Source organism: Serratia sp. NPDC078593, assembly GCF_050268245.1.
In the GTDB taxonomy this organism is placed as follows: Bacteria; Pseudomonadota; Gammaproteobacteria; order Enterobacterales; family Enterobacteriaceae; genus JBNNGK01.
Genome location: NZ_JBNNGK010000006.1, coordinates 122,408 through 146,142, shown reverse-complemented (window position 1 = coordinate 146,142; position 23,735 = coordinate 122,408). Strand labels below are relative to the sequence as shown.

Below are 23,735 nucleotides of genomic sequence, written 5' to 3'. Positions count from 1 at the left end.
GCTTGAGTGACAATCCGCATCAGGATACTCGGGAAAATCGTCGTGTCGTGTTCTTTGACTTGGACGGTACGCTGCACCAGGAAGATATGTTCGGCAGTTTTTTGCGATTTTTACTGCGTCGTCTGCCGCTAAATTTATTCCTCGTCATGCCGTTATTACCCATCGTCGGCGTTACGATGTTGGTTGCTGGCCGTGCGGCACGTTGGCCCATGAGCGTGCTGCTGTGGTCGATAACGTTTGGGCGTCCAGATGCCAAACTTAGAGCGCTTGAATTACAGTTTGTCCGGTATTTCCGCAACAAAGTCACGGCATTTCCGGTGGTACAGCTGCGTTTGCGACAGTATTTGGATGCGCATGATGCGCAAGTGTGGTTGATCACGGGCTCACCTGAGCGTTTAGTAGAACAGGTCTATCAGGATTCGGTGTTCTTGCCGCGTGTGCGCTTGGTCGGCAGCCGTATCGCACGGCGTTACGGTGGATGGGTGTTGGCGATGCGTTGTTTAGGCGTACAAAAAGTGGTGCAGTTAGAACAACGTATCGGTGCACCGCTGAAGTTATACAGTGGTTATAGCGACAGTAAACAGGATAACCCGCTACTGTTTTTCTGTGAGCACCGCTGGCGTGTCAGTAAAGAAGGCGAGCTACAACAATTGGAATAAAAAAAGGGCGGAAATTCCGCCCTTATCGTTTTTACAGTGCTTACATCGCTGCTTTAAAGATATCAACGATTTGTTGATGATTCGCTTGAATCGGGTTAGTGAAACCGCAGGCGTCTTTCAATGCATTGGTTGCTAACGTATCAAAATCTTCTTCTTTTACCTGCAAATCACGCAAGCCAGCTGGAATACCGACATCCTGTGCCAGTTTACGGATAGCCGCGATACAGGCAGCAGCACCTTGGCGATCGTTCAAGTGAGCCACGTCTAACCCCATCGCCGCTGCAACATCTTTCAAGCGATCGGCGGCAACGCTGGTGTTGAACTCTTGTACGTGTGGTAGTAACACGGCATTGCACACGCCGTGCGGTAGGTTATAAAAACCGCCCAGCTGGTGCGCCATGGCGTGAACGTAACCTAAAGAGGCATTGTTAAACGCCATCCCTGCCAGGAATTGAGCGTATGCCATGTTTTCGCGCGCTTGCATGTTTTGGCCATCGGCAACGGCATCACGTAATGATTCTGCAATCATCGTGACTGCTTTCAGCGCACAGGCATCGGTGATCGGGTTGGCAGCGCTGGAAACGTATGCTTCGATCGCGTGGGTCAATGCGTCCATACCGGTGGCTGCGGTCAGACCTTTTGGCATACCGGCCATCAAGTGCGGATCGTTCACTGACAGGATTGGCGTGACATGTTTATCGACGATCGCCATTTTTATGTGGCGTGCTTCATCGGTGATGATACAAAAACGCGTCATTTCTGAGGCAGTACCGGCGGTGGTATTAATGGCAACCATTGGCAACTGGGGTTTTGCCGAGCGATCAACGCCTTCGTAGTCTTTGATTTCGCCCCCATTGGTTGCCACTAATGCGATGCCTTTGGCACAGTCATGTGGTGACCCACCGCCGAGAGAAACAACACAGTCGCAATGATGTTCGCGCAATAACGCTAAACCTTGTTTAACGTTCTCAGTGGTGGGGTTAGGTTGAGTACCGTCATAAACACAACTCTCAATTTGTTGTGCTGCCAAGAGTTTTTGCACCTGGGCAACGATACCGATTTGCGTCAGCATCTGGTCAGTCACGATCAGCGCCTGACGCAGACCGTGCTCTTTCATTGTTTTTGCGGCTTCTTCGAGACAACCGGAACCAATCATATTGACAGAAGGAATAAAGAAAGTTGAAGCAGGCATACTGCACTCCTTAAAAAAGCTCTTATGTTTAGTTATAACATTACGGTGCTAATGATTAAGGCGAAATGATCTATCGCAATTATTTGCTAAATAAATCAGGTTACTGATTTGGTTTAATATTGAGCGGAATCAATTTAAGGTTTGTCTGATACATATAAAAATATGATGATTAAATATCGCTAATAGTAACGTTAATTATTGGTACGCCCGTCTTGATGCGATTCTGAGTGGAGGCAAGCGTGACGACAGGTGACAAAAGAGGAGCGATGTTACGCTACTGTGTATAATGCCCGCCGCAAAGCGCACGAGGACTTATACGATGATTGAATACAACGACGACTACTGGATGCGTCAGGCGCTAACATTGGCCCTGCGTGCGCAACAGGAGGGCGAGGTACCGGTCGGGGCACTGTTGGTGCTCGATAACCAAGTGATTGGCGAAGGGTGGAATCGGCCGATTGGTCATCACGATCCGACCGCGCATGCAGAAATCATGGCATTGCGGCAGGGAGGGGCGGTAATACAGAACTATAGGCTGTTAAATGCCACTTTATATGTAACATTGGAGCCTTGTGTCATGTGTGCCGGCGCGATGGTACACAGCCGCATTCGTCGGCTGGTATATGGTGCATCTGATGAAAAGACCGGCGCGGCGGGTTCATTAATCGATATCTTACGGCACCCAGGTATGAATCATCAGATCGAGATTGTTTCGGGAGTGTTAGCGGATGAATGCGCCGCTACGCTGAGTAATTTTTTCCGTCTGCGTCGTGAGCAGAAAAAAGCGTTAAGGCGAGCTGAGCGGGCGGCAAAACCCGCGGATTAATCGAGATTGAGCGCTAGCGTAGGCGTAACGGCGGGATAACCTTGCCCTAGCGCCGTTTGCGCGATCATCTCCTGAGCCGCCTTCTTCTCTTTTTCCTGCAAATAGCCGACCAGACTGACCTGATAACGGCGAATATTCTCTACGTAATTATAGGCTTCCCTACCGCGGGCATAGCCGTAGGTAAGTTGCGGATAATAGCGTTTTTGGCTGAGCATGGGCAGGCGCTGTTTGACATCTACCCAGCTGTCAGGATTGCCTTGCTGCATCTTAGTCAGTTTACGAGCGTCAAGCATATGCCCCCAGCCGATATTGTAAGCGGCTAATGCGAACCACACCCGTTCATCTTCCGGCACCGTTTCCGGGACTTTGTCCATCAGCCGTTGTAAATATAAGGCTCCCCCCTGGATGCTTTCTTCTGGATCGAGCCGATCCTTAACACCTAAACCCTCAGCGGTTGCGCGGGTTAACATCATCAGGCCGCGTACGCCCGTGGGGGAGGTCGCCAATGGGTTCCAATGCGACTCTTGATAAGCGATCGCCGCGAGCAGTTTCCAATCGATAATATTGGCGTACTTTTCGAATAAGGGTTGGAATGTGGGTAAAACGGAGTCAATGGCTGACAAAAAAGTTTTGGTATCAACGTAATCGAAACTGCCAACGTGGCCCAGGTACTTCTCTTCCAACCGTGCCAGCGTGCCGTCTTCGACCATTTGGCTGTAGAAATCGAGCATGGCGGCGTACAGGCTGTCGTCGTTGCTGCGTTTCAGATACCAGGTAACAGGCTCCTCATCGGTTACGTCAAACGCGACCGCCAATTGCGGATGAATGCGTTGTAATAGCGCAATGGTTACGGAATCGCCTAAGGTGTAATCCAATTTGCCATTGGCAACCCGTTCTAGCAGTTCTTTAGCGCTCAAATCGCTGGAAGCTTCCCAACTGAGCTCAGGGTATTTCTGTTGCTTAAGCTGTTTCAGCGTGCTGACGTGTGCTGAACCAGACGTGACCGCTAATCTGCCTTTGACCTCGGCAAAGTTTTTAGGCCGCGCGGTGCCAAGGCGGTAAACCAGTTGCTGAGAAACCGAGTAATACGCTGGGCCGGTACGTGCGCGGCTGAGCCGTTCCTGATTGTAGATGAGGCCCGCGGCGAGAATATCGGCGTCGTCGTCATCCAGATCGTCAAACAGATCGTTAATGTTCTGGTGTGGCAAAACGACCAGTTTCACGCCCAAGTAGTTGGCAAAGCGTTTTGCCAGCTCATAATCAAGGCCGCTTGGGCCTTTTTGGGTCGTGAAATAGGTTAACGGTGAATTCAACGTACTGACACGCAGTTCACCACGTGATTTTATCTCGTCGAGTTGCCCCTTTTGGTCGCCACGCCAAGAAATATTCGGCCATAGGGCAAGCGCTAAAAGCAGGGTGACAACACCGATTAGGATATAATTTAATTTTAGGCGTTTCAAATAGTTGTCTCTCGGCTATGCAGGTTTATAGCAGGCCGGAAAGGATTTTTTAGTATGGTTAAATCAACAGTGTATGGGCATTTTGCGTAACAAAACGCCAGCGTGCAACTTTATTGACACGTTATGACATTTCAACGACAAGAATACGATTTATTAATTATAGCCACGCAAACGGTTTCGTCGGCGGCGCGGATTCTCTATAATAATGCGCGTTTTCCCCTGTTGCGCCCAATGAAGTGCTGAAGTCAGTTGCTTCGAAGACGAGAGAACTTTGATTATGGAAATACTGCGTGGTTCGCCCGCTTTGTCGGCTTTTCGTATTACCAAACTGCTGTCCCGCTTTCAGGACGCACATCTTCCGGTCAGTGATATTTATGCCGAGTACGTCCACTTTGCCGATGTTAGCGCCGCGCTCAGTGCCGAAGAACTCGCCAAGCTTGAGCGTCTGCTTAAGTACGGCCCCTCTCTCGCCGAACACGCCCCAGAAGGGCGCTTGCTGTTGGTCACCCCGCGCCCCGGCACGATTTCGCCGTGGTCATCAAAAGCGACCGATATTGCACATAACTGTGGGTTGTCTAAGGTCGTTCGCTTGGAGCGCGGTTTAGCGTTTTACATTACTGCGCCGACATTGACTGAAGCGCAATGGCAACAACTGGCCGCATTACTGCATGACCGCATGATGGAAACCGTATTCAGCGATATGCAACAGGCGGAAAAACTGTTCGCTCATCATCAACCTGCCCCCTACCAAGCGGTAGATATTTTGCGGGAAGGGCGCAGCGCACTTGAACAGGCCAACGTAAAGCTTGGTCTGGCGCTGGCACAGGACGAAATTGATTATCTGTTGAATGCGTTTAACGGATTAGGGCGCAACCCGACGGATATTGAACTGTATATGTTCGCACAGGCTAACTCTGAGCACTGTCGACATAAAATCTTTAATGCCGACTGGATTATTGACGGTGAGCAGCAGCCCAAGTCGCTGTTTAAGATGATCAAAAATACCTTTGAGCACACGCCGGATTATGTGCTGTCGGCGTATAAAGACAACGCCGCGGTTATGGAAGGTTCGTCAGTGGGGCGCTTCTTCGCCGCGCCGGAAAACGGCCAATACGATTATCATCAGGAAGAGGCACATATTCTGATGAAAGTGGAAACCCACAACCACCCAACGGCGATTTCACCTTGGCCGGGAGCCGCGACCGGCTCCGGTGGTGAAATCCGTGATGAAGGCGCCACCGGGCGTGGTGCCAAGCCGAAAGCCGGATTGGTGGGTTTCTCGGTATCTAACCTGCGGATACCCGGTTTTGAACAGCCGTGGGAGCAGGATTTCGGCAAGCCAGAGCGCATTGTTACCGCGCTGGATATCATGACCGAAGGCCCGTTGGGCGGTGCTGCGTTCAACAACGAGTTTGGTCGCCCGGCACTGCTCGGCTACTTCCGTACCTATGAAGAACAGGTCAACAGCCATAATGGCGTTGAGCTGCGTGGCTACCATAAACCGATCATGCTGGCAGGGGGGATCGGCAATATCCGCGCCGACCACGTGCAAAAAGGTGAAATCACCGTTGGCGCGAAACTGGTAGTGCTGGGTGGCCCGGCGATGAACATCGGTTTAGGCGGCGGTGCTGCGTCCTCCATGGATTCCGGCCAGTCTGATGCCGATTTAGATTTCGCTTCCGTACAGCGCGATAACCCGGAAATGGAGCGGCGTTGTCAGGAGGTGATTGACCGTTGCTGGCAGTTGGGCGCAGATAACCCGATTCTGTTTATCCACGACGTTGGTGCGGGCGGATTGTCCAACGCGATGCCAGAATTGGTCAGTGATGGTGGACGCGGTGGCCGTTTCGAGCTGCGCGATATTCTTAACGATGAACCCGGCATGAGCCCGCTGGAAGTCTGGTGTAACGAATCCCAAGAGCGTTATGTAATGGCCGTTGCGCCTGCACAGATGGCGCAGTTCGACGAAATCTGTCGGCGTGAGCGGGCACCGTATGCGGTGATAGGCGAAGCGACACAAGAGCAGCATTTAACACTGAACGATCGGCATTTCGATAATCAGCCCATCGATATGCCGTTAGACGTATTGCTGGGTAAAACGCCGAAAATGACGCGCGATGTCAATCGGTTGCAGGCCAACGGCCAGCCAGTTCTGCGCGACACGATTACCGTGGCGGATGCGGTGAAACGGGTATTACATTTGCCAGCGGTAGCAGAGAAAACCTTCCTGATTACGATCGGCGATCGTACCGTGACCGGTATGGTGGCACGGGATCAGATGGTGGGTCCATGGCAGATCCCGGTAGCAGACTGTGCCGTAACCACCGCCAGTCTCGATAGTTATTACGGCGAGGCGATGTCCATTGGCGAACGTGCGCCGGTTGCGCTGTTGGACTTTGCCGCTTCCGGCCGTTTGGCGGTAGGGGAAGCGCTGACCAACATGGCGGCGACCGAAATTGGCTCGCTTAAACGTGTGAAACTTTCCGCTAACTGGATGGCCGCGGCGGGGCACCCTGGTGAAGATGCCGGTTTGTATGAGGCGGTGAAAGCGGTAGGTGAGGAGCTGTGCCCGGCACTGGGGATTACCATTCCGGTGGGCAAAGATTCGATGTCGATGAAAACCCGTTGGCAGGAAGGTAACGAGCAGCGCGAAATGACATCACCATTGTCGCTGGTGATTACCGCGTTTGCTCGGGTAGAGGACGTGCGCCATACGGTAACGCCACAGCTACGGACAGATAAAGGCGACACCGAGTTGCTCTTGATTGATCTCGGTAACGGCCATAATGCATTGGGGGCTACGGCGTTGGCGCAGGTCTATCGTCAACTGGGCGATAAGCCGGCGGACGTTCGCAGTGCAGAGCAGCTGGCCGGTTTCTTCAATGCGATGCAGCAGTTGGTGAAAGAACGTGCGTTGCTGGCTTATCACGACCGCTCTGACGGCGGGTTGCTGGTCACATTGGCGGAAATGGCATTTGCAGGCCATTGCGGCGTGGAAGTGGATATTCAGGCGTTGGGCGACGACGCGCTGGCGGCGTTGTTCAATGAAGAGTTGGGCGCCGTGATTCAGGTTCGTACCGAACAGCGCGAGCAGGTACAAAACATTTTTGCGCAGTATGGCTTGGTGACCCAAGTACATCACATCGGGCAAGTACACGAAGGCGATCGCTTTGTGATTACCCAAGGCGACAAACCCGTTTACAGCGAGAGCCGAAACACGCTGCGTACCTGGTGGGCGGAAACGACCTGGCAAATGCAGCGTCTGCGTGACAATCCTGAGTGCGCCGATCAGGAGCATCAGGCCAAGCAGGATAACAGCGATCCTGGCTTGAACGTTAAATTGACGTTTGCGCCGGAAGACGATGTTGCTGCGCCTTATATCGCCACGGGCGCACGGCCAAAAGTAGCGGTGTTGCGCGAGCAGGGCGTGAACTCTCACGTTGAAATGGCGGCAGCGTTCCATCGCGCCGGTTTTGATGCAATAGATGTGCACATGAGCGATTTGCTGGAAGGGCGCCGCGACCTGCAGGATTTCCACACGCTGGTGGCCTGTGGCGGCTTCTCTTATGGTGATGTGCTCGGTGCGGGCGAGGGGTGGGCAAAGTCCATTCTGTTTAACGAACGGGTACGCGACGAATTTGCCGCTTTCTTCCACCGGCCGCAGACCTTGGCGTTAGGGGTCTGTAACGGTTGTCAGATGATGTCCAATCTGCGGGAGTTGATCCCAGGTGCGGAACAGTGGCCTCGCTTTGTACGCAATCAGTCCGATCGCTTTGAAGCGCGTTTCAGTCTGGTGGAGGTAGCGGCCAGTCCGTCAATCTTTATGCAGGGGATGGTTGGCTCTCGGATGCCTATTGCTGTTTCACACGGCGAAGGCTTGGTTGAAGTGCGTGATGCGGCACATCTGGCGGCCTTGGAGAATCAGGGGCTGGTGGCGCTGCGCTTTGTCAACAATGCTGGTCAGGTAACAGAAACCTATCCAGCTAACCCGAATGGTTCGCCAAACGGCATTACTGCCGTGACCAGCGCTAGCGGGCGCGCTACAGTGATGATGCCGCACCCAGAGCGGGTGTTCCGCACGGTGAGCAACTCATGGCACCCGGAAGAGTGGGGTGAAGACAGCCCATGGGTGCGTATGTTCCGTAATGCGCGTAAAGCATTGGGGTGATGCGTTACACGAAGTGGTAAGTGAATCATGGACGCAAGAGATTGCGTCCTAAAGTTGATGACCATGTTGCCTTTGAACCCGAGATACTCGGGCCTAGCGTACCGAGGGGCGCTCCGGCGGCAAGCCGCTACGACCCCTTGGCACGCTTTCCCTAATAACAGATTTTGTCCGCAGTCTGAGGACGCAAGAGATTGCGTCCTTTTCATTTTCTGATTTTAAGGTTTTTTGATTTGTCGGTATTTTGCGACAAACGTTATTTACACTGTCGTCAAAAGGTGACGCGTAACTCGTTGATTTTTATGTGGTGAAAATAAATTGGCTTAGGTTGTCGTTTTTTGACGACATTGTGGTGGATAAATCGACACCTTGCCAGACGGACAGAGTGGTTTATGATCTGTTTTTATATTTTTATCTAATAAAAATCAATGTAATACAAAATAAATTGAAAAGTTGGCACGTATAATGCATTATAACTGGCAGTTGCTCATTCACCTTTTTATGATGGCTCCGTATATAAACGGAACAGCGCCTCATAAGCCTTAGAATGATGCCGTAGAAATGGTGCCTATCGTCCAACCAAACCGATAACAGACGCTCACGCGGCTTTATCAAGCATCGGACGACACGTGGAGTGAGGCACCGCCTGTATCCAACTGTGATGAAATGTTCATCAGCTCAGGATACTTTTGGATGCTATTCGTCCTATTCGATGCCAGCCTTTGGGCTACATCACCCTGGGGACGAGACTGAAGGGCATCCACTTATTCCTTGCGATGGGGCAATCATGCCCCAACGTCAATTCTCTGTCTTATCCTTAATGTCATTTCAGACACTTTTCAACTGCCATTTCCTAACGAAACCTTTCGGTGAAATATGCGTGGCCTGTGGCGTGCGGCCGTGATTTATTGGCGGCGTTTGCGGGTATTTTGCGTAACACATTCCGGATTATCCACGCGCGGGCTTTTCTCTTATCGATGACTCGGTTAGCATCAGGACAGACAAGAGACAATGAGATGATTTCGTTGAAAAGATGGCGTTTATTCCCCCGCTCGCTGCGCCAATTGGTGCTAATGGCGTTTTTGCTGGTTCTGTTACCGCTGCTGGTATTAGCCTATCAGGCGTATCAGAGTTTGAATCATCTCAGCTCACAAGCGGCCGATATTAACCGTACCACCTTGGTGGATGCACGCCGCAGTGAGGCGATGACCAGTATCGCGCTGGAAATGGAGCGTAGTTATCGGCAGTATTGCGTATTGGTCGATCCCACATTGGAACGTCTGTACCAGAATCAGCGAAAACAGTATTCGCAAATGCTTGATGCCCATGCGCCAATCTTACCCGACCAACGCTATTACCAAACTTTGCGCGACTTGCTAACCCAACTTGCGACGATTAAATGCCAAAACAGTGGCCCAGAGAACAATGCCTCGGCACTGTTGGAGTCATTCTCACGTTCCAATGCAGAAATGGTTCAAGCGACGCGGGCGGTGGTGTTCTCGCGTGGTCAGCAATTACAACAGGCGATTGCCGAACGTGGCCAATTCTTTGGCTGGCAGGCGTTGTTGTTATTCCTGGTCAGTGTGTTGCTGGTGGTCTTATTTACTCGCATGATTATCGGGCCGGTAAAAGCGGTCGAGCGTATGATTAACCGTTTGGGCGAAGGGCGATCATTAGGATCGGTGGCCACCTTTAAAGGGCCGCGTGAACTACGTTCGTTGGCGCAACGGATTATCTGGCTAAGCGAAAGGCTGGCGTGGTTGGAATCACAGCGCCATGAGTTCTTGCGGCATATTTCCCATGAGTTGAAAACCCCGTTGGCCAGCATGCGAGAAGGCACTGAACTGCTCGCGGATGAAGTCGCAGGATCGCTGACGGCCGATCAAAAAGAAGTGGTGACCATTCTCGATCACAGCAGCCGGCATTTACAGCAACTGATCGAGCAATTGCTAGACTACAACCGAAAGCTGGCTGATGGGCCGGCGGAGCATGAAAATATTGAACTGACGGAAATGATCGACATGGTTGTCGCAGCCCACAGTTTACCGGCCAGAGCGAAGTTAATTCACACTGAGATTGACCTTGAGGCAAAAATTTGTTGGGCGGAGCCTACGCTATTAATGCGTGTGTTGGATAATCTCTATTCCAATGCGGTGCACTACGGCAAGGAATCCGGTAACATTTGGATTCGCAGCCGCCAAATTGGTCAACAAGTACAGATTGATGTTGCCAATACCGGCACGCCAATCCCCGAAGCCGAACAGGCTATGATTTTTGAGCCTTTTTTCCAAGGTAGTCACCAACGAAAAGGGGCGGTAAAAGGAAGCGGACTGGGCCTGAGCATCGCGCACGATTGTATTCGTCGAATGCGTGGCGAATTGCAGCTAGTCAGCGTCAACGACGCGGATGTCTGTTTCCGAATTGAGTTGCCATTAACCGCCGAGAATGAATAAATAATGTACACATGGTCTAAACGCGCTCGTCTATCCAAGACTGAACGTTCAACGTGCGACACGCAGTACGCACCGCTCGGCAAGCGTCCACTTTTCTTTTTGGGCTCATTTCTTGTTGTTCCGTTTTTGTTAGCCAGCTGTGCCGATCGTGCCGTTAGCCGCGGCCTGGAACCGTTGCAGCAAGAGGCGATACCTGACGCGAAAGTGGTGGATTATCGTATCGCCCCTTGCGATACCCTGTGGTCACTGGATGAAAAAGACGCGCTGGATAACTCCCTTTATTGGCTTCGCGCTATGGATTGCGCCGATCGTATCGGTTCCACTCAGGCGCGCGCATTAGCGAAAACGTTACCGGCCATGAGCTGGGAGGGGGTTTTCAAACAAAGTATTTTGTTGGGGAGCGCTGAGCCGACCTCTGCCGAGCGCCGTCAAATGATTGACCGCCTGAACAGCTATCGCTTGGATTTTCCCAGCACCTTGCGCCCATTATTACAATTGTGGCGTCAGCAACAGACGTTGCAAATTTCACTGTTTGATGAGCGCGCCCGCTATCAGCATTTACAAGAAAATACCGACAATCAAATTGATACACTGCGCCAAACTCAGATTAGGCTGCAAAATCAGTTGCAAGAAACGTCACGTAAGCTGGAAAACCTGACCGATATCGAACGTCAACTTTCCTCCCGTAAGCAAATGCAAGGGGACATGCCGGATAATAGCGCTACGTTGGCCAAACCGAATGTGGCTGACAAGGCTGCCGATAAAACGAAAATCGTGGAGCCGGATAGCGTATCGGAGAAGGGCACGGCCTTACCGGTTGAGCCAGAAGATACCTATGCGCCGCCACCTGCTAATAAGGAGCCACAAGCGCAATGACCGCTCGCAAACCGGCAAATTTGTTATTAGTTGACGACGATCCCAGCCTGTTGAAGCTGTTGGGAATGCGCCTGAGCAGTGAAGGTTTTCATGTCACTACGGCAGAAAGCGGCCAAGAGGCGTTGCGCCTGTTAGCCCGTGAAAAAATCGATCTGGTGATCAGTGACCTTCGCATGGATGAAATGGACGGCATGGCGCTGTTTGCTGAAATCCAAAAACATCAGCCAGGCATGCCGGTCATCATTCTGACTGCGCACGGCTCTATTCCAGATGCCGTCGCCGCAACGCAGCAAGGCGTCTTTAGCTTCTTGACCAAACCGGTCGATCGTGACGCGTTGTATAAAGCCATCGATGAAGCGTTGTCGCTGTCACTTCCAGCAGGGGATGAAAGTTGGCGTGAAGATATTGTCACCCGCAGTCCCATCATGTTGCGCTTGCTCGAGCAGGCGAAAATGGTGGCGCAATCAGACGTTAGCGTACTGATTAATGGGCAAAGCGGTACCGGGAAAGAAGTGTTTGCACAGGCGATACACGCGGCCAGCCCGCGGGGTAAGAAAGCGTTCATCGCCATCAACTGCGGTGCGTTACCTGAGCAATTGTTAGAGTCCGAACTGTTTGGTCACGCGAAAGGCGCGTTTACCGGTGCGGTCAGTAGCCGTGAAGGGTTGTTCCAGGCTGCCGCTGGGGGAACGTTGTTCTTGGATGAGATCGGCGATATGCCGCTTTCTCTGCAAGTTAAACTGTTGCGCGTACTGCAAGAGCGTAAGGTGCGTCCGCTGGGCAGTAACCGTGACTTGGATATTGACGTGCGTATTATCTCCGCAACCCATCGCGACCTCCAAAAAGCGATGGCAAAAAATGAATTTCGCGAGGATTTATACTACCGTCTGAACGTCGTTAATTTGAAAATTCCGGCGTTGAATGAGCGTGCCGAGGATATTCCGTTGTTGGCAAATCATTTGCTCAGGGAATCCGCTAAACGTCACAAACCGTTTGTGCGCAGTTTCTCTTCTGATGCCATGAAACGCCTGATGACCGCCAGTTGGCCGGGCAATGTGCGGCAATTGGTCAATGTGATTGAACAATGTGTGGCATTGACCTCTGCGCCAGTGATCGGTGAAGCATTGGTGGAGCAAGCGTTGGAAGGTGAAAACACCGCCTTACCGACCTTTGTCGAAGCACGTAATCAGTTTGAATTGCATTATCTGCGTAAGCTGTTGCAGATTACTAAAGGTAACGTGACCCAGGCCGCCCGAATGGCTGGTCGTAATCGTACCGAGTTTTATAAGTTGTTGTCGCGCCATGAATTGGATGCCAACGATTTTAAAGAATGATGTTTTCTTTTCTGGACCTGCATAAGCAGGTTCTCAATGAATCAGCCGGAATCAGAACATAGAGATATGAGCAGATCACTTTCCATTGCGTTAGCCCAGTTGAATTTGCTGGTGGGCGACATAGAAGGCAACAGCGAACGCATGTTGCAAATCGTGCAAGAGCAACAGAAGGCGGGAGCCGATCTGGTTATGTTCACCGAGCTGGCGTTATCGGGGTATCCGCCGGAAGACCTACTATATCGCGACGATTTTTATCAACGTTGCGACGTGCAATTGAATCGTTTGCAACAGGCTTCAGGCGAGGTGGCTATTCTGGTTGGTCATCCGTGGCGTGAGGGTGGCAAGTTGTACAATGCGTTGTCACTGTTTGCGGAAGGTAAGTTGTTGGCACGTTATTTCAAGCAACAGTTGCCGAACTATGGCGTGTTCGATGAGAAACGTTATTTCCACGAAGGCAGTGAATGTTGCGTTGTGGAGTTAAAAGGTTACCGTTTGGGGCTATTGATTTGCGAAGATCTGTGGTTCCCTGAGCCCATTGATGCCGCGAAAGCAGCCGGTGCTGAAATTGTGCTATCGATCAATGCGTCGCCGTATAACCGAGAGAAGCCGTACATCCGTAAAACGCTGATGGCAGAACACTGTCGCCGTACCAACCTGCCGTTGGTGTACCTAAACCAGATTGGCGGTCAGGATGAGTTGATTTTTGACGGCTGTTCGAAGGTATTTGATGCGGCGGGCAACATGACGCACCGTTTGGCAGCCTTTGCCGAGCAGGTGACACGTTTGCAATTCAACGAATGTGACGTGGTGCCGATGACCGCCCCAGCTGCGGAATTACCCCAATTGTCACAAATTTATGAAGCGCTGGTGCTTGCGGTTCGTGATTATGTTAATAAAAATGGTTTCAAAGGTGCCGTGTTGGGGCTTTCTGGCGGTATTGATTCGGCGTTAACGCTGGCAATTGCGGTTGATGCACTGGGCAAAGAAAAAGTGCAGGCGCTGATGATGCCGTTCCGCTATACCGCGGATATCAGTATTGCCGATGCTAAAGAAGAAGCGGAAATTCTGGGCGTTGAGTTTGATGTGGTTTCTATTGAACCGATGTTCGATGCTTTCATGGGGCAACTGGCACCGATGTTTGCCAACACCGAGCGCGATACCACCGAAGAGAACCTCCAGGCGCGCTGTCGTGGCGTGGTGCTAATGGCGCTTTCAAACAAGCGGCGCAGCATAGTGCTGACGACGGGCAATAAGAGCGAAATGGCCGTGGGTTACGCGACGCTGTATGGCGATATGGCGGGTGGTTTCGATGTGTTGAAAGACGTGCCGAAAACATTGGTATTTAAGTTATCGGAATACCGTAATAGCGTGTCTTATGTGATCCCACAGCGCGTTATCGATCGTCCGCCGTCTGCTGAGCTGGCTCCGGATCAGGTCGATCAGGATAGCTTGCCACCGTATGATATTTTAGATGCTATTCTGGAAGGCTACGTTGAACGCGATATGTCAGTTGCCGATCTGGTGGCCGCAGGCTTTGAAGAGGCGGTGGTGCGTAAGGTGATCCGTCTGGTGGACATCAACGAATACAAACGCCGTCAGGCGGCCGTGGGGCCACGCATTACCGCGCGTAACTTCGGTAAAGACCGTCGTTATCCGATTACATCCGGCTTTGGCCGCAAAAATTGGTAATAAGGAAAAAAGATGAAAAAAATTGACGCTATTATCAAGCCATTCAAACTGGATGACGTGCGTGAGGCGCTGGCCGAGGTAGGTATTACCGGCATGACCGTGACCGAAGTTAAAGGGTTTGGCCGCCAGAAAGGTCACACCGAGCTGTATCGCGGTGCGGAATATATGGTCGATTTCTTACCGAAGGTGAAAATTGAAATTGTGGTGGCCGATGATATCGTCGACACCTGCGTTGAAACCATTATGCAAACGGCGCAAACCGGCAAGATTGGTGACGGTAAAATTTTTGTCTTTGATGTCGCTCGAGTTGTGCGTATTCGTACCGGCGAGCAAGACGAAGAAGCCATTTAATATTTTCAGCTATTCAAAATGGGCGAAGCATGCTTCGCCCATCATCACAGCTAAACCCGCCTATCGCCGCTATAACACCTTATGCGGGCCAAAGCATTCATAGTGGATGCGTTCTGCTGCAACGCCCATATCCAGTAGTTGTTTACCGATGAACTGCATGAATGCCACCGGGCCACAGAAGTAATAATGCATTTGTGGATTACTCAGTGCAGAGCGGACAACGCTGAGATCCATCAAACCGCGTGATTGATAATCGCGCCCTTCCTCATCGTTTTGCCCCGGTTCGCGATACCAAACATGACGACTCAAATTTGGCATTTGTCCTGCAATGTCGGCCACTTCGTCGGCAAAGGCATGTACGCTGCCGTTCTCCGCGGCGTGTAGCCAGTGAACGTCTGCTTGGTGCTGATGGTTATACAGCGCATTTAGCATGCCGAGCATAGGGGTTTGGCCGACGCCTGCGGAAATTAATGCCACCGGAGTGGTTGGGGCGACATCGAGGAAAAAATCGCCGTGCGGTGGGGCAAGGTAGATGACATCGCCTTCTTTTGCTTGCTGATGCAGGTAAGTCGATACAATACCCTGTTGTTCCCGTTTTACCGCGATACGGTAAAATTCGCCGTTAGGTGCCGCGGTGAGCGAATACTGGCGAATTTCTTGATGTTCGAGACTGTCATCGTTGATGTAAACCGCCAAGTATTGACCCGGTTTGAAGTCGATTACGCGGCCGCCATCTTCCGGTGCCAGAATGAAACTGCTAATAACATCACTTTGCGGCTGTTTTTTTACGATACGGAAGGCACGTCTATCGCGCCAGCCGCCATTACCGGTTGCGCTTTCTTGATAAATCTGTCCTTCACGTTGGATAAATACGTTTGCCAATACGGCATAAGCCTTGCCCCAGGCATCGAGCACTTCCTGACCCGGATTGAACATTTCGTCCAGCGTTGCCAACAGGTGGGTACCCACAATTTGATACTGCTCCGGTTGAATGTTGAAGCTGGTGTGTTTTTGCGCAATGCGCTCAACCGCTGGCAGGAGTGCTGCCAAATTGTCCAGATTGCTGGCATACGCGCAAATGGCATCAAACAGTGCTTGACGTTGATCGCCATTGCGTTGGTTACTCATATTGAAAATATCTTTCAATTCGGGGTTATGCGCGAACATCCGATCATAAAAGTGTGCTGTCAGCTTTGGGCCGGTTGCAGCTAGCAGGGGAATAGTGGATTTAACGGTGGCGATGGTTTGGCTATCCAGCATGCTGATGCTCCTGTATACGATTTTGTTAAGATACTTCAATGTTGCATTTTAAATGCATCTTATAGGGTTGCAGTATGCTTGTAAATACCCACTTTTTTGTTGCGTGTTTGTTAATAACCGATCGGCTTCACAGAACATGAAAAAACCGCATCAATACCGTGAGAAAATATCCGTTGAATATTGCGAGGCGTTAGCGGATCAAAGCCTTGCTGCAGCTAAAGCCAATCGTTTGCGTAAAAACCTCTGTCAAGACCTATCCTCAACGGGGGAAAACAGTTTACACTGTTGCCCAGAACCCAAACGGGTAGTTATTTGGTCACTTTTTAGTTAGCTGGATTCAAGTCAGGAGATGCCGGATGTTAAAGCGTGAAATGAACATTGCCGATTACGATGCCGAACTGTGGCGCGCAATGGAGCAAGAAGTGGTGCGTCAAGAAGAGCATATCGAACTGATTGCCTCTGAGAACTACACCAGCCCGCGCGTGATGCAGGCGCAAGGTTCCCAGTTGACTAATAAATACGCTGAAGGCTACCCGGGCAAGCGTTATTACGGGGGATGCGAACACGTTGATATCGTTGAGCAATTGGCTATAGATCGTGCCAAGGAACTGTTTGGTGCAGATTACGCTAACGTACAACCGCACTCCGGTTCACAGGCTAACTTTGCGGTTTACACCGGGCTGTTACAACCGGGTGACACTATTTTGGGTATGAACCTGGCGCATGGTGGCCACCTGACTCACGGTTCGCCGGTTAACCTGTCTGGTAAGTTGTACAACGTAGTGCCTTACGGCATCGATGAGAAAGGGCAGATCGACTACGACGAACTGGCTACACTGGCGCAAACCCATAAACCCAAAATGATCATCGGTGGTTTCTCTGCCTACTCTGGCGTGGTTGATTGGGCCAAAATGCGGGAAATCGCTGACAGCATCGGCGCTTATCTGTTTGTAGATATGGCGCACGTTGCCGGTCTGATCGCGGCTGGCGTGTACCCGAACCCGGTTCCTCATGCACATATCGTGACCACCACCACCCACAAAACGCTGGCAGGCCCGCGTGGCGGTTTGATCTTGGCGAAAGGGGGCGATGAGGAGCTGTATAAGAAACTGAACTCCGCGGTTTTCCCGGGTAGCCAGGGCGGTCCTTTGATGCATGTGATTGCGGGTAAAGCAGTTGCACTGAAAGAGGCGATGGAGCCTGAGTTCAAGATTTACCAGCAGCAAGTGGCGAAAAATGCCAAAGCGATGGTGGAAGTGTTCTTAGAGCGTGGCTATAAAGTCGTTTCTGGCGGTACACATAACCACCTGTTCCTGTTGGATTTGGTCGATAAGAACCTGACCGGTAAAGAAGCGGATGCTGCCTTGGGGCGCGCCAACATTACCGTTAACAAGAACAGTGTACCTAACGATCCGAAGAGCCCGTTTGTGACTTCCGGTATCCGTATCGGTACGCCAGCAGTCACCCGTCGCGGTTTCAAAGAAGCGGAAGTGCGTGAACTGGCAGGTTGGATGTGCGATGTGTTGGATAATATCAACGACGAAGCCACCATTGAACGTACTAAGAAGAAAGTACTGGATATCTGCGCCCGCCTGCCGGTTTACGCATAATCTCAGTCTTTCTATTTAAAAGTTTCGCTTAGGCGCAATAAAGTTCAGTGAATACTGGGCGGCATTGCGCCTTATTTTATGACAGCCCCATCGGGCTATCAGGAATACACGCCGCTCTTGCCTCGGACAATTGTCAACACTGTCGTTCCACCTCCACCTTCCTCGCTTTGCGTAACGTGATCAGGCATCCTTCGAAGCTATTATTAGCGGGCATTGTTAGCCGTCGTTTTAAACCAACGTGACCACATTATCTGATTGTTTGAACGGGTTGGTTGGGGCAACAATATGTGAGGCGCATGGCGTGATGTGCTGATAGCGACCAACAATCCCATCTGTCCGGCATAAAAACGTTCACTGACAAGCCGTATCGCGTCGGCGGATTTTTATATCCATAAGCGTCAAAGTGTGAGCTACATTGCACTCTAATGGGATGATCTTGAGCCAAGATTGCTAGCTGATGTGAGCTCTGTCAAAGTATCGCCCACACACCGGAGGGAACATGGTCTTGCAATCAACGCGTTGGCTAGCGCTCAGTTATTTCACCTATTTCTTTTCTTATGGCATTTTTCTCCCATTCTGGGGCGTTTGGTTAAAAGGTGAAGGGCTGGAGCCTGATACCATCGGCATCTTGTTGGGGGCCGGGTTGGTGGCGCGTTTTCTCGGTAGCTTATTGATTGCGCCGCGCGTTAAAGATCCTTCTCAACTGGTCACTGCTTTACGCATTTTGGCATTACTGACATTGGCATTCGCGATTGGTTTTTGCTTTGGCAACGGCTGGGGATGGTTGATGCTGGTGATTGCTGGTTTTAACCTGTTCTTTTCGCCGCTGGTGCCGCTGACCGATGCCTTAGCTGCGACCTGGCAAAAGCAAATCCCGATGGATTATGGGCGGGTGCGGCTGTGGGGTTCACTGGCATTTGTGATTGGTTCAGCGCTGACCGGGCAGTGGGTGTCGGCTTGGGGGCATAGCGCCATTCTGTATAGCCTGCTTTTTAGCTTGCTGGCGATGCTGTTAGCGATGTTGCTAAAACCTAGCGTGATGCCACAGGCAGAGGAAACGCGTTCTATCGATGAGCCCAGCCGCTCATGGCGCGCACTGCTTAGTGAAGGGCCGGTCTGGCGATTTTTATTGTGTGTCACGCTGTTACAGGGCGCGCACGCGGGTTATTACAGCTTTGCCTCGATTTATTGGCAGGAGGCCGGGTATTCGGCTTCGGCCATCGGCTATTTTTGGTCATTGGGTGTGGTGGCTGAAGTGATTATTTTTGCCAGCAGTAATCTGCTGTTCCGCCGTTGGAATGCGCGTAGTTTACTGTTGCTGTCTGCCTGCTGTGGTGTACTGCGTTGGGGCTTGATGGCTTCGACGACTGAGTTGGGCTGGCTGCTGTTGGTGCAGGTGTTGCATTGCGGTACCTTCACCGTTTGCCACTTGGCCGCGATGCGCTTTATTGCCGCCCGCAAGGGGCCTGAAGTGATTCGATTGCAGGCGGTTTATTCGGCATTGGCGATGGGCGGAGGAATAGCGGTGATGACAGTGATTGCCGGGTTCCTGTTTGAGCATTGGCAGGGCGGGGTTTTCTGGGTTATGGCGGCGATTGTGTTACCGGTATTATTTATCCGCCCGCCTGCCGTGGCAAACACCGCGTTACGTTAAGGCGTTTCTAACAGGGCGCGGATTGTTTTACGTTGTTGGCGCTTGAGCGGCAATTCGGTGTGGATGAGCGTCGGCTGTGTGACAGGTTGCAGCGTGGCGTAAGGGGTGATCACCAGTGTTATGCCTTGGGGCGCCCCGGCGCGTAAAAATTCGTTCAGCGATTGATACTTAATATTTAACGGGAGTAGCGTCAGTTCGCGGATCTGATATTCCACTTCTTCTTCTAGCTGTGGGTTATCCAAGGTCAGCAACAATACCTGCTTTTCCTGCAACGCATTTTCTTGCATTAGCCAAGCCCCAAAGCTGATGGCGACTAAACCGGCCTCTTCGCGAGAAAAATGAATGCCGTACTCTTGCTCAAACGGCTGCATGGCTTCCTGTGTCGTGCGCATCAAACGCGGATATTTACGTACGACCTCCTCGAGTAGCAGATTGTCGATACCGATATTAAAGTGGCAACGTTCGACGGCGGGAGCCAGGTGGGCAAAAAGGTGCGTGATCAGATCTTTTTGGCTACTGAAATTCATGCCGGATATCCGTTGGAAGCGCTCTACCATGCGTTCAATGGCGACAATCAGACGTAAATCTTCTGCGGAATTATTGCTTTCATAGCGGTGGTTTTTCAACAGGGTAAACATCAGCGCCAGAAAATCCTGTTCGTTGGTCTGGTGTGGGTGTCCAAATTGCTGAGCTAACATCTGTGATAACGCTGACGCGGCTTGATACTCCATTTTTTGATGCAGCCAGGCACGCTGACTTTCGTTGAATTGTGGATGACGTTGGCAAGCGTTTTCCCATAGGTAATAACACAGATAATGCTGTAAGAATTGGCGTTCACGGGCATCAATATCGCGTTTAAGCCGTTGTGCACAGTCATCGATACAATCTTGTAATCGAGCCGGAAAGCCGTCATTAGCCGCCAGTGCGCGCAGCAATTGGCGGCTGAAGGTATCGTTTATAAACTGCGGGCAACAGCGCAGCGCTCGCCGCAGCCAATGGATAAGGCAGAGGCGTTTATTCAGCGTGCTTCCTATTATGTGGTAGCTATTGTCGGGGTTATCAGTCATGTCCAAGTGGTGGAAACGCTGGATTTCGCTGGTAACCTCGGCTATATCTTGCCGGCAGGTAGCGAGATCGACACGGTTGATTTGGCTGATAGTCTCCAGTTTTACTGTGAGTAGCGGCATATACAGCATCAATAAAATGTGGCAGCGCCGTTGTTGACCGGAGAGCTCAGGCACAGGAAAACTGTCCAGGCTCATATTACCTTCTAGCAGCTAACGTAGAAGCATAAGCATAGCAAAAGGTGCCGTGGAGACACGGCGGTAGTGAACGCTTTTACGTCGGCTTACAACTTTGGTCACAGTTATTGTGCCAGAAAGGCGCTGAACGGCAGGTTATTATGTTACTTTATAACAATATTGAGTGTGGTGTGATGATGAAGTCTTTGAGGTTAATCGCCGGTCTGGTCATGTTGTATAGCGTCAACGCCGTTGCACATCCACACAGTTTTATTGATATGAACGCCACGTTTGTGGTGAAAGATCGGCAATGGGTTGGTTTGAAAATGGTATGGGTTATGGATGAGATCACCTCAGCAGATCTGCTGTATGACGCGAAAAATGCCAAAAGTGATTCAGAAGTGTGGAAGAAGCTAGCAGCACAAGTGATGGCTAATGTGTTGGGGCAGCATTATTTCACTGATATTTATCGCGATGGGAAAGCGGTTAAATATTTAAATTTACCCACGGAATATCAACTTTCGCGCCAAGGGCATAAAGCGGTGTTGGAGTTTGTGCTGCCTTTGGCGCAAGCGCAGCCGTTGGCCGGTAAGCCGTTCGAGATAGCAACTTACGATCCGACCTTTTTTGTTGATATGAGTTACAAAGATCAAACGGCTATTCATTTGCCAGAAGAGATGGCACAGCAGTGCCAAGTTAACCTGATGACACCCAAGCCAAATGCTTCGCTACAAGCCTATGCATTGTCGCTCGATAAAAATGATTCGCCGGGCGAAGATATGCAGCTTGGCCAGCAATTTGCACAACGGATCACCTTGCAATGTCAATAAATGTTAGCTCATCCGCTTCTCGCCAGCGCCATTGGGCACTCAGCCTGTGGCCGTTGCTGCTGTTCGTTATTGTTTTGGCGGGTGCCTTACAGTTGATTTGGCACTATTGGCCGCAAATTTTGCTACAAAGTGTGGTGTGGCAAAAGGCGCTGAACCAGCAGATGGCCGGTTTACTGCAACAGGTTAAAGCCGCACCGCAACAGGCTGGATGGGCATTGGTGTTATTTAGCCTAAGTTACGGCGTACTCCATGCGTTAGGCCCCGGCCACGGCAAGGTGGTGATTTCAACCTATCTGGCAACTCATCCGGCACGATTAAAAAGCAGTCTGCGGCTCACTTTCGCGGCTTCACTGGTGCAAGGGGGCGTAGCCATTGCACTCGTCACGTTGGTGCTGGGTGTGTTGCAACTCTCTTCGCGCCAGTTGCATCAAAGCAGTTTCTGGCTTGAGAAGGGCAGTTATCTGTTGGTGGTGTTACTTGGCCTGTTGCTAACCTGGCGTGCGCTTCGGCGTTTATACCGCATCATTAAAGCGTTGCAACCTGCACCAGCATTGAGAATTCATCGTGTACAACCGCTGTCAGAAGAGCATGTACACAGCGCGAATTGTGGTTGTGGCCACCGCCATCTACCGAGCGACAATGAGCTGCAAGCTGGAAGCGATTGGCGTACTCAACTGGCGATTGTTCTGGCGATGGGCATGCGGCCGTGTTCCGGCGCGATTCTGGTTTTGTTGTTTTCAAAAGTGATTGACGTATTTTATTGGGGCGTGATTTCTGCGTTGGCAATGGCGTTGGGCACGTCGTTAACCATTTCATTGTTGGCGTTATTTGTCCATTACAGTCGCCGTTTAGCGGTGCGGATCAGCGGCACGCGTGCGCCAGCGGCCTGGAGTGCAATAGCGTGGGGGGCGTTAGCCTTGGCTGGTGGGCTGATTTTGCTATTTGCAGGAATACTTCTTTACGCCAGCGCCTTGCCGGAGTTTGGCAGCGGCGTACGGCCTTTCTCACGATAAATAAAAAACGCTGCACAAGTGCAGCGTCATACGGTTGACAAAGCCTGTTATTAGGGAGAGTGTGCCGAAGGGGTCGTAGCGGCTTGCCGCCGGAGTGCCCCTCGGTACGCTAGGCCCGAGTATCTCGGGCTCAAAGGCAGCGTTGTCATCAACCTAAAATGCCACACAAGTGCAGCGTTTTTTACCACGATTAGCGTTTTAACGCCTCGCTCAGCTCTTCCCGCATAGAAGAGAGAATGGCTTTAACGACACGCGGATTACCTGCCACGATGTTGCCGGAGCTGTAATGGTTGTGACCCCCAACGAAGTCGGTGACCAAACCGCCTGATTCGCGGACTAGCAATTCGCCGCCAGCGAAGTCCCATGGCTTCAGGCCAATCTCGAAGAAACCATCAACGCGACCCGCGGCAACGTAGGCCAGATCCAGCGCGGCAGAACCGGTGCGACGGAAATCTGCGCATTGAGTAAACAGTTTGCCAACCACGTTGATGTAAGCCGGTGCATGCTGTTTAACTTTGAATGGGAAGCCGGTCGCCAGAATGGTGCCATCAAGGTCTTTGGCGTTGGTGCCGCGCAGACGGTAGCCATTAAGCTGTGCGCCTTGGCCGCGAGTCGCGGTAAACAGTTCGTTGCGCATTGGATCATAAACCACGGCCACTTCGGTGCGGCCTTTAATGCGCACGGCAATAGAGACAGAAAAATGCGGGAAACGTTTGATGAAGTTTGACGTGCCATCCAGTGGATCGATTACCCATTGTACATCCCGATCTTCGCCGGCCAGCTCACCGCGTTCTTCGCTGATGATGGTATGTTGCGGGTAAGACTTGCGGATAACGTCAATGATCAGATGCTCTGCATCGCGATCGACGTTGGTGACGAAATCATTAGTCCCTTTTTGGCTCGCTTCGACAGCGTCCGGGGTCTCGTAGTTTTTGGCAATCAGGTTACCGGCCTTACGCGCAGCGCGCACGGCGATAGTCAGCATCGGATGCATGGGTATCTTCCAACTAGGATGTTAAAGAACAGGAAACGGCGCGGAGTATAGCAGCTGTTCGGCAAAATACCTAATACCCATCATCTTGTGTTAAGATGTTATGATTTTCCGCTACGCTCAGAGTTTGT

Annotated in this window: 17 protein-coding genes; 12 read left to right on the top strand and 5 right to left on the bottom strand. The window is 51.4% G+C overall.

Annotated features, from left to right (window positions below; genetic code table 11):
• The first annotated feature begins 2 nt into the window (after positions 1-2).
• Entirely contained in the window at positions 3-659 is a 657-nt protein-coding gene (gene yfhb, locus ACQKDS_RS09295; RefSeq protein WP_399669062.1) for a phosphatidylglycerophosphatase C, read from the top strand.
• Positions 660-699: 40 nt separating this feature from the next.
• Here yfhb and yiaY read toward each other — a convergent pair whose 3' ends face one another.
• Positions 700-1,851, bottom strand: a complete 1,152-nt coding sequence (gene yiaY / locus ACQKDS_RS09290) for an L-threonine dehydrogenase (RefSeq protein WP_399669059.1) — start codon at positions 1,849-1,851, stop codon at positions 700-702.
• A gap of 319 nt (positions 1,852-2,170) precedes the next feature.
• On the opposite strand from yiaY, the gene tadA reads away from it, so the two are divergent.
• Positions 2,171-2,677 (top strand): tRNA adenosine(34) deaminase TadA, encoded by a 507-nt coding sequence (gene tadA / locus ACQKDS_RS09285; protein ID WP_399669057.1) that lies wholly within the window; start codon positions 2,171-2,173, stop codon positions 2,675-2,677.
• On the opposite strand, the gene mltF is transcribed toward tadA, so the two are convergent.
• Positions 2,674-4,137: a membrane-bound lytic murein transglycosylase MltF gene (mltF, locus tag ACQKDS_RS09280; RefSeq protein WP_399669054.1), complete on the bottom strand. Its 1,464-nt coding sequence runs from the start codon at positions 4,135-4,137 to the stop codon at positions 2,674-2,676. The two genes, tadA and mltF, sit on opposite strands and share 4 nt — an antisense overlap.
• Before the next feature lie 274 nt (positions 4,138-4,411).
• Between mltF and purL the strand changes: the two genes are divergently transcribed.
• The 6 genes from purL (at position 4,412) to glnB (ending at position 15,005) form a co-directional block, all read left to right on the top strand.
• The gene (purL, locus tag ACQKDS_RS09275; RefSeq protein WP_399669264.1) at positions 4,412-8,305 is read left to right on the top strand and encodes a phosphoribosylformylglycinamidine synthase; all 3,894 of its coding nucleotides are present in this window, start codon (positions 4,412-4,414) and stop codon (positions 8,303-8,305) included.
• A 1,013-nt stretch (positions 8,306-9,318) separates the two neighbouring features.
• The gene (locus ACQKDS_RS09270) at positions 9,319-10,755 is read left to right on the top strand and encodes a sensor histidine kinase (RefSeq protein ID WP_399669051.1); all 1,437 of its coding nucleotides are present in this window, start codon (positions 9,319-9,321) and stop codon (positions 10,753-10,755) included.
• A 3-nt stretch (positions 10,756-10,758) separates the two neighbouring features.
• Complete coding sequence (gene qseG / locus ACQKDS_RS09265) at positions 10,759-11,631, top strand: two-component system QseEF-associated lipoprotein QseG (protein ID WP_399669048.1); 873 nt, start codon at positions 10,759-10,761, stop codon at positions 11,629-11,631.
• Positions 11,628-12,965 (top strand): two-component system response regulator GlrR, encoded by a 1,338-nt coding sequence (gene glrR / locus ACQKDS_RS09260; RefSeq protein ID WP_399669045.1) that lies wholly within the window; start codon positions 11,628-11,630, stop codon positions 12,963-12,965. Before qseG ends, glrR begins: the two co-directional genes overlap by 4 nt.
• Positions 12,966-13,031: 66 nt before the next feature.
• Positions 13,032-14,654, top strand: coding sequence for an NAD+ synthase (locus ACQKDS_RS09255; RefSeq protein ID WP_399669042.1), 1,623 nt, complete (start codon positions 13,032-13,034; stop codon positions 14,652-14,654).
• Positions 14,655-14,666: 12 nt separating this feature from the next.
• Complete coding sequence (glnB, locus tag ACQKDS_RS09250; protein ID WP_004847623.1) at positions 14,667-15,005, top strand: nitrogen regulatory protein P-II; 339 nt, start codon at positions 14,667-14,669, stop codon at positions 15,003-15,005.
• Between the two features lie 69 nt (positions 15,006-15,074).
• Here glnB and hmpA read toward each other — a convergent pair whose 3' ends face one another.
• On the bottom strand, positions 15,075-16,265 hold the full coding sequence (gene hmpA / locus ACQKDS_RS09245; protein ID WP_399669039.1) for an NO-inducible flavohemoprotein: 1,191 nt from the start codon (positions 16,263-16,265) through the stop codon (positions 15,075-15,077).
• A gap of 356 nt (positions 16,266-16,621) precedes the next feature.
• Here hmpA and glyA point away from each other — a divergent pair, with 356 nt between their 5' ends.
• Together glyA and ACQKDS_RS09235 are read left to right on the top strand one after the other, a co-directional pair.
• The gene (glyA, locus tag ACQKDS_RS09240) at positions 16,622-17,875 is read left to right on the top strand and encodes a serine hydroxymethyltransferase (protein WP_399669036.1); all 1,254 of its coding nucleotides are present in this window, start codon (positions 16,622-16,624) and stop codon (positions 17,873-17,875) included.
• A 499-nt stretch (positions 17,876-18,374) separates the two neighbouring features.
• Entirely contained in the window at positions 18,375-19,529 is a 1,155-nt protein-coding gene (locus ACQKDS_RS09235; protein ID WP_399669033.1) for a 3-phenylpropionate MFS transporter, read from the top strand.
• Here the strand turns inward: ACQKDS_RS09235 and csiE are convergent.
• Positions 19,526-20,791: a stationary phase inducible protein CsiE gene (gene csiE, locus ACQKDS_RS09230; RefSeq protein WP_399669030.1), complete on the bottom strand. Its 1,266-nt coding sequence runs from the start codon at positions 20,789-20,791 to the stop codon at positions 19,526-19,528. The genes ACQKDS_RS09235 and csiE overlap by 4 nt on opposite strands.
• A gap of 140 nt (positions 20,792-20,931) precedes the next feature.
• Between csiE and ACQKDS_RS09225 the strand changes: the two genes are divergently transcribed.
• Both ACQKDS_RS09225 and ACQKDS_RS09220 read left to right on the top strand, forming a co-directional pair.
• Positions 20,932-21,600, top strand: a complete 669-nt coding sequence (locus ACQKDS_RS09225) for a DUF1007 family protein (RefSeq protein WP_399669027.1) — start codon at positions 20,932-20,934, stop codon at positions 21,598-21,600.
• A complete protein-coding gene (locus ACQKDS_RS09220) occupies positions 21,591-22,613 on the top strand; it encodes a nickel/cobalt transporter (RefSeq protein WP_399669024.1) in 1,023 nt (340 codons plus the stop codon). Before ACQKDS_RS09225 ends, ACQKDS_RS09220 begins: the two co-directional genes overlap by 10 nt.
• Positions 22,614-22,803: 190 nt before the next feature.
• Here the strand turns inward: ACQKDS_RS09220 and suhB are convergent, their stop codons facing one another.
• Positions 22,804-23,607 carry an inositol-1-monophosphatase gene (gene suhB / locus ACQKDS_RS09215; protein ID WP_399669021.1) on the bottom strand — a complete coding sequence of 268 codons (804 nt, stop codon included), beginning with the start codon at positions 23,605-23,607 and terminating at the stop codon, positions 22,804-22,806.
• Positions 23,608-23,735: the final 128 nt, after the last annotated feature.

What these genes read in the sequence shown, in the direction of transcription:
- hmpA (WP_399669039.1), bottom strand. Translation starts at nt 16,265, where the DNA reads ATGCTGGATAGCCAAACCATCGCCACCGTTAAATCCACTATTCCCCTG.
- ACQKDS_RS09235 (WP_399669033.1), top strand. Translation starts at nt 18,375, where the DNA reads ATGGTCTTGCAATCAACGCGTTGGCTAGCGCTCAGTTATTTCACCTAT.
- qseG (WP_399669048.1), top strand. Translation starts at nt 10,759, where the DNA reads ATGTACACATGGTCTAAACGCGCTCGTCTATCCAAGACTGAACGTTCA.
- ACQKDS_RS09270 (WP_399669051.1), top strand. Translation starts at nt 9,319, where the DNA reads ATGATTTCGTTGAAAAGATGGCGTTTATTCCCCCGCTCGCTGCGCCAA.
- tadA (WP_399669057.1), top strand. Translation starts at nt 2,171, where the DNA reads ATGATTGAATACAACGACGACTACTGGATGCGTCAGGCGCTAACATTG.
- yiaY (WP_399669059.1), bottom strand. Translation starts at nt 1,851, where the DNA reads ATGCCTGCTTCAACTTTCTTTATTCCTTCTGTCAATATGATTGGTTCC.
- csiE (WP_399669030.1), bottom strand. Translation starts at nt 20,791, where the DNA reads ATGAGCCTGGACAGTTTTCCTGTGCCTGAGCTCTCCGGTCAACAACGG.
- ACQKDS_RS09225 (WP_399669027.1), top strand. Translation starts at nt 20,932, where the DNA reads ATGTTACTTTATAACAATATTGAGTGTGGTGTGATGATGAAGTCTTTG.
- ACQKDS_RS09220 (WP_399669024.1), top strand. Translation starts at nt 21,591, where the DNA reads ATGTCAATAAATGTTAGCTCATCCGCTTCTCGCCAGCGCCATTGGGCA.
- glrR (WP_399669045.1), top strand. Translation starts at nt 11,628, where the DNA reads ATGACCGCTCGCAAACCGGCAAATTTGTTATTAGTTGACGACGATCCC.
- glnB (WP_004847623.1), top strand. Translation starts at nt 14,667, where the DNA reads ATGAAAAAAATTGACGCTATTATCAAGCCATTCAAACTGGATGACGTG.
- ACQKDS_RS09255 (WP_399669042.1), top strand. Translation starts at nt 13,032, where the DNA reads ATGAGCAGATCACTTTCCATTGCGTTAGCCCAGTTGAATTTGCTGGTG.
- glyA (WP_399669036.1), top strand. Translation starts at nt 16,622, where the DNA reads ATGTTAAAGCGTGAAATGAACATTGCCGATTACGATGCCGAACTGTGG.
- suhB (WP_399669021.1), bottom strand. Translation starts at nt 23,607, where the DNA reads ATGCATCCGATGCTGACTATCGCCGTGCGCGCTGCGCGTAAGGCCGGT.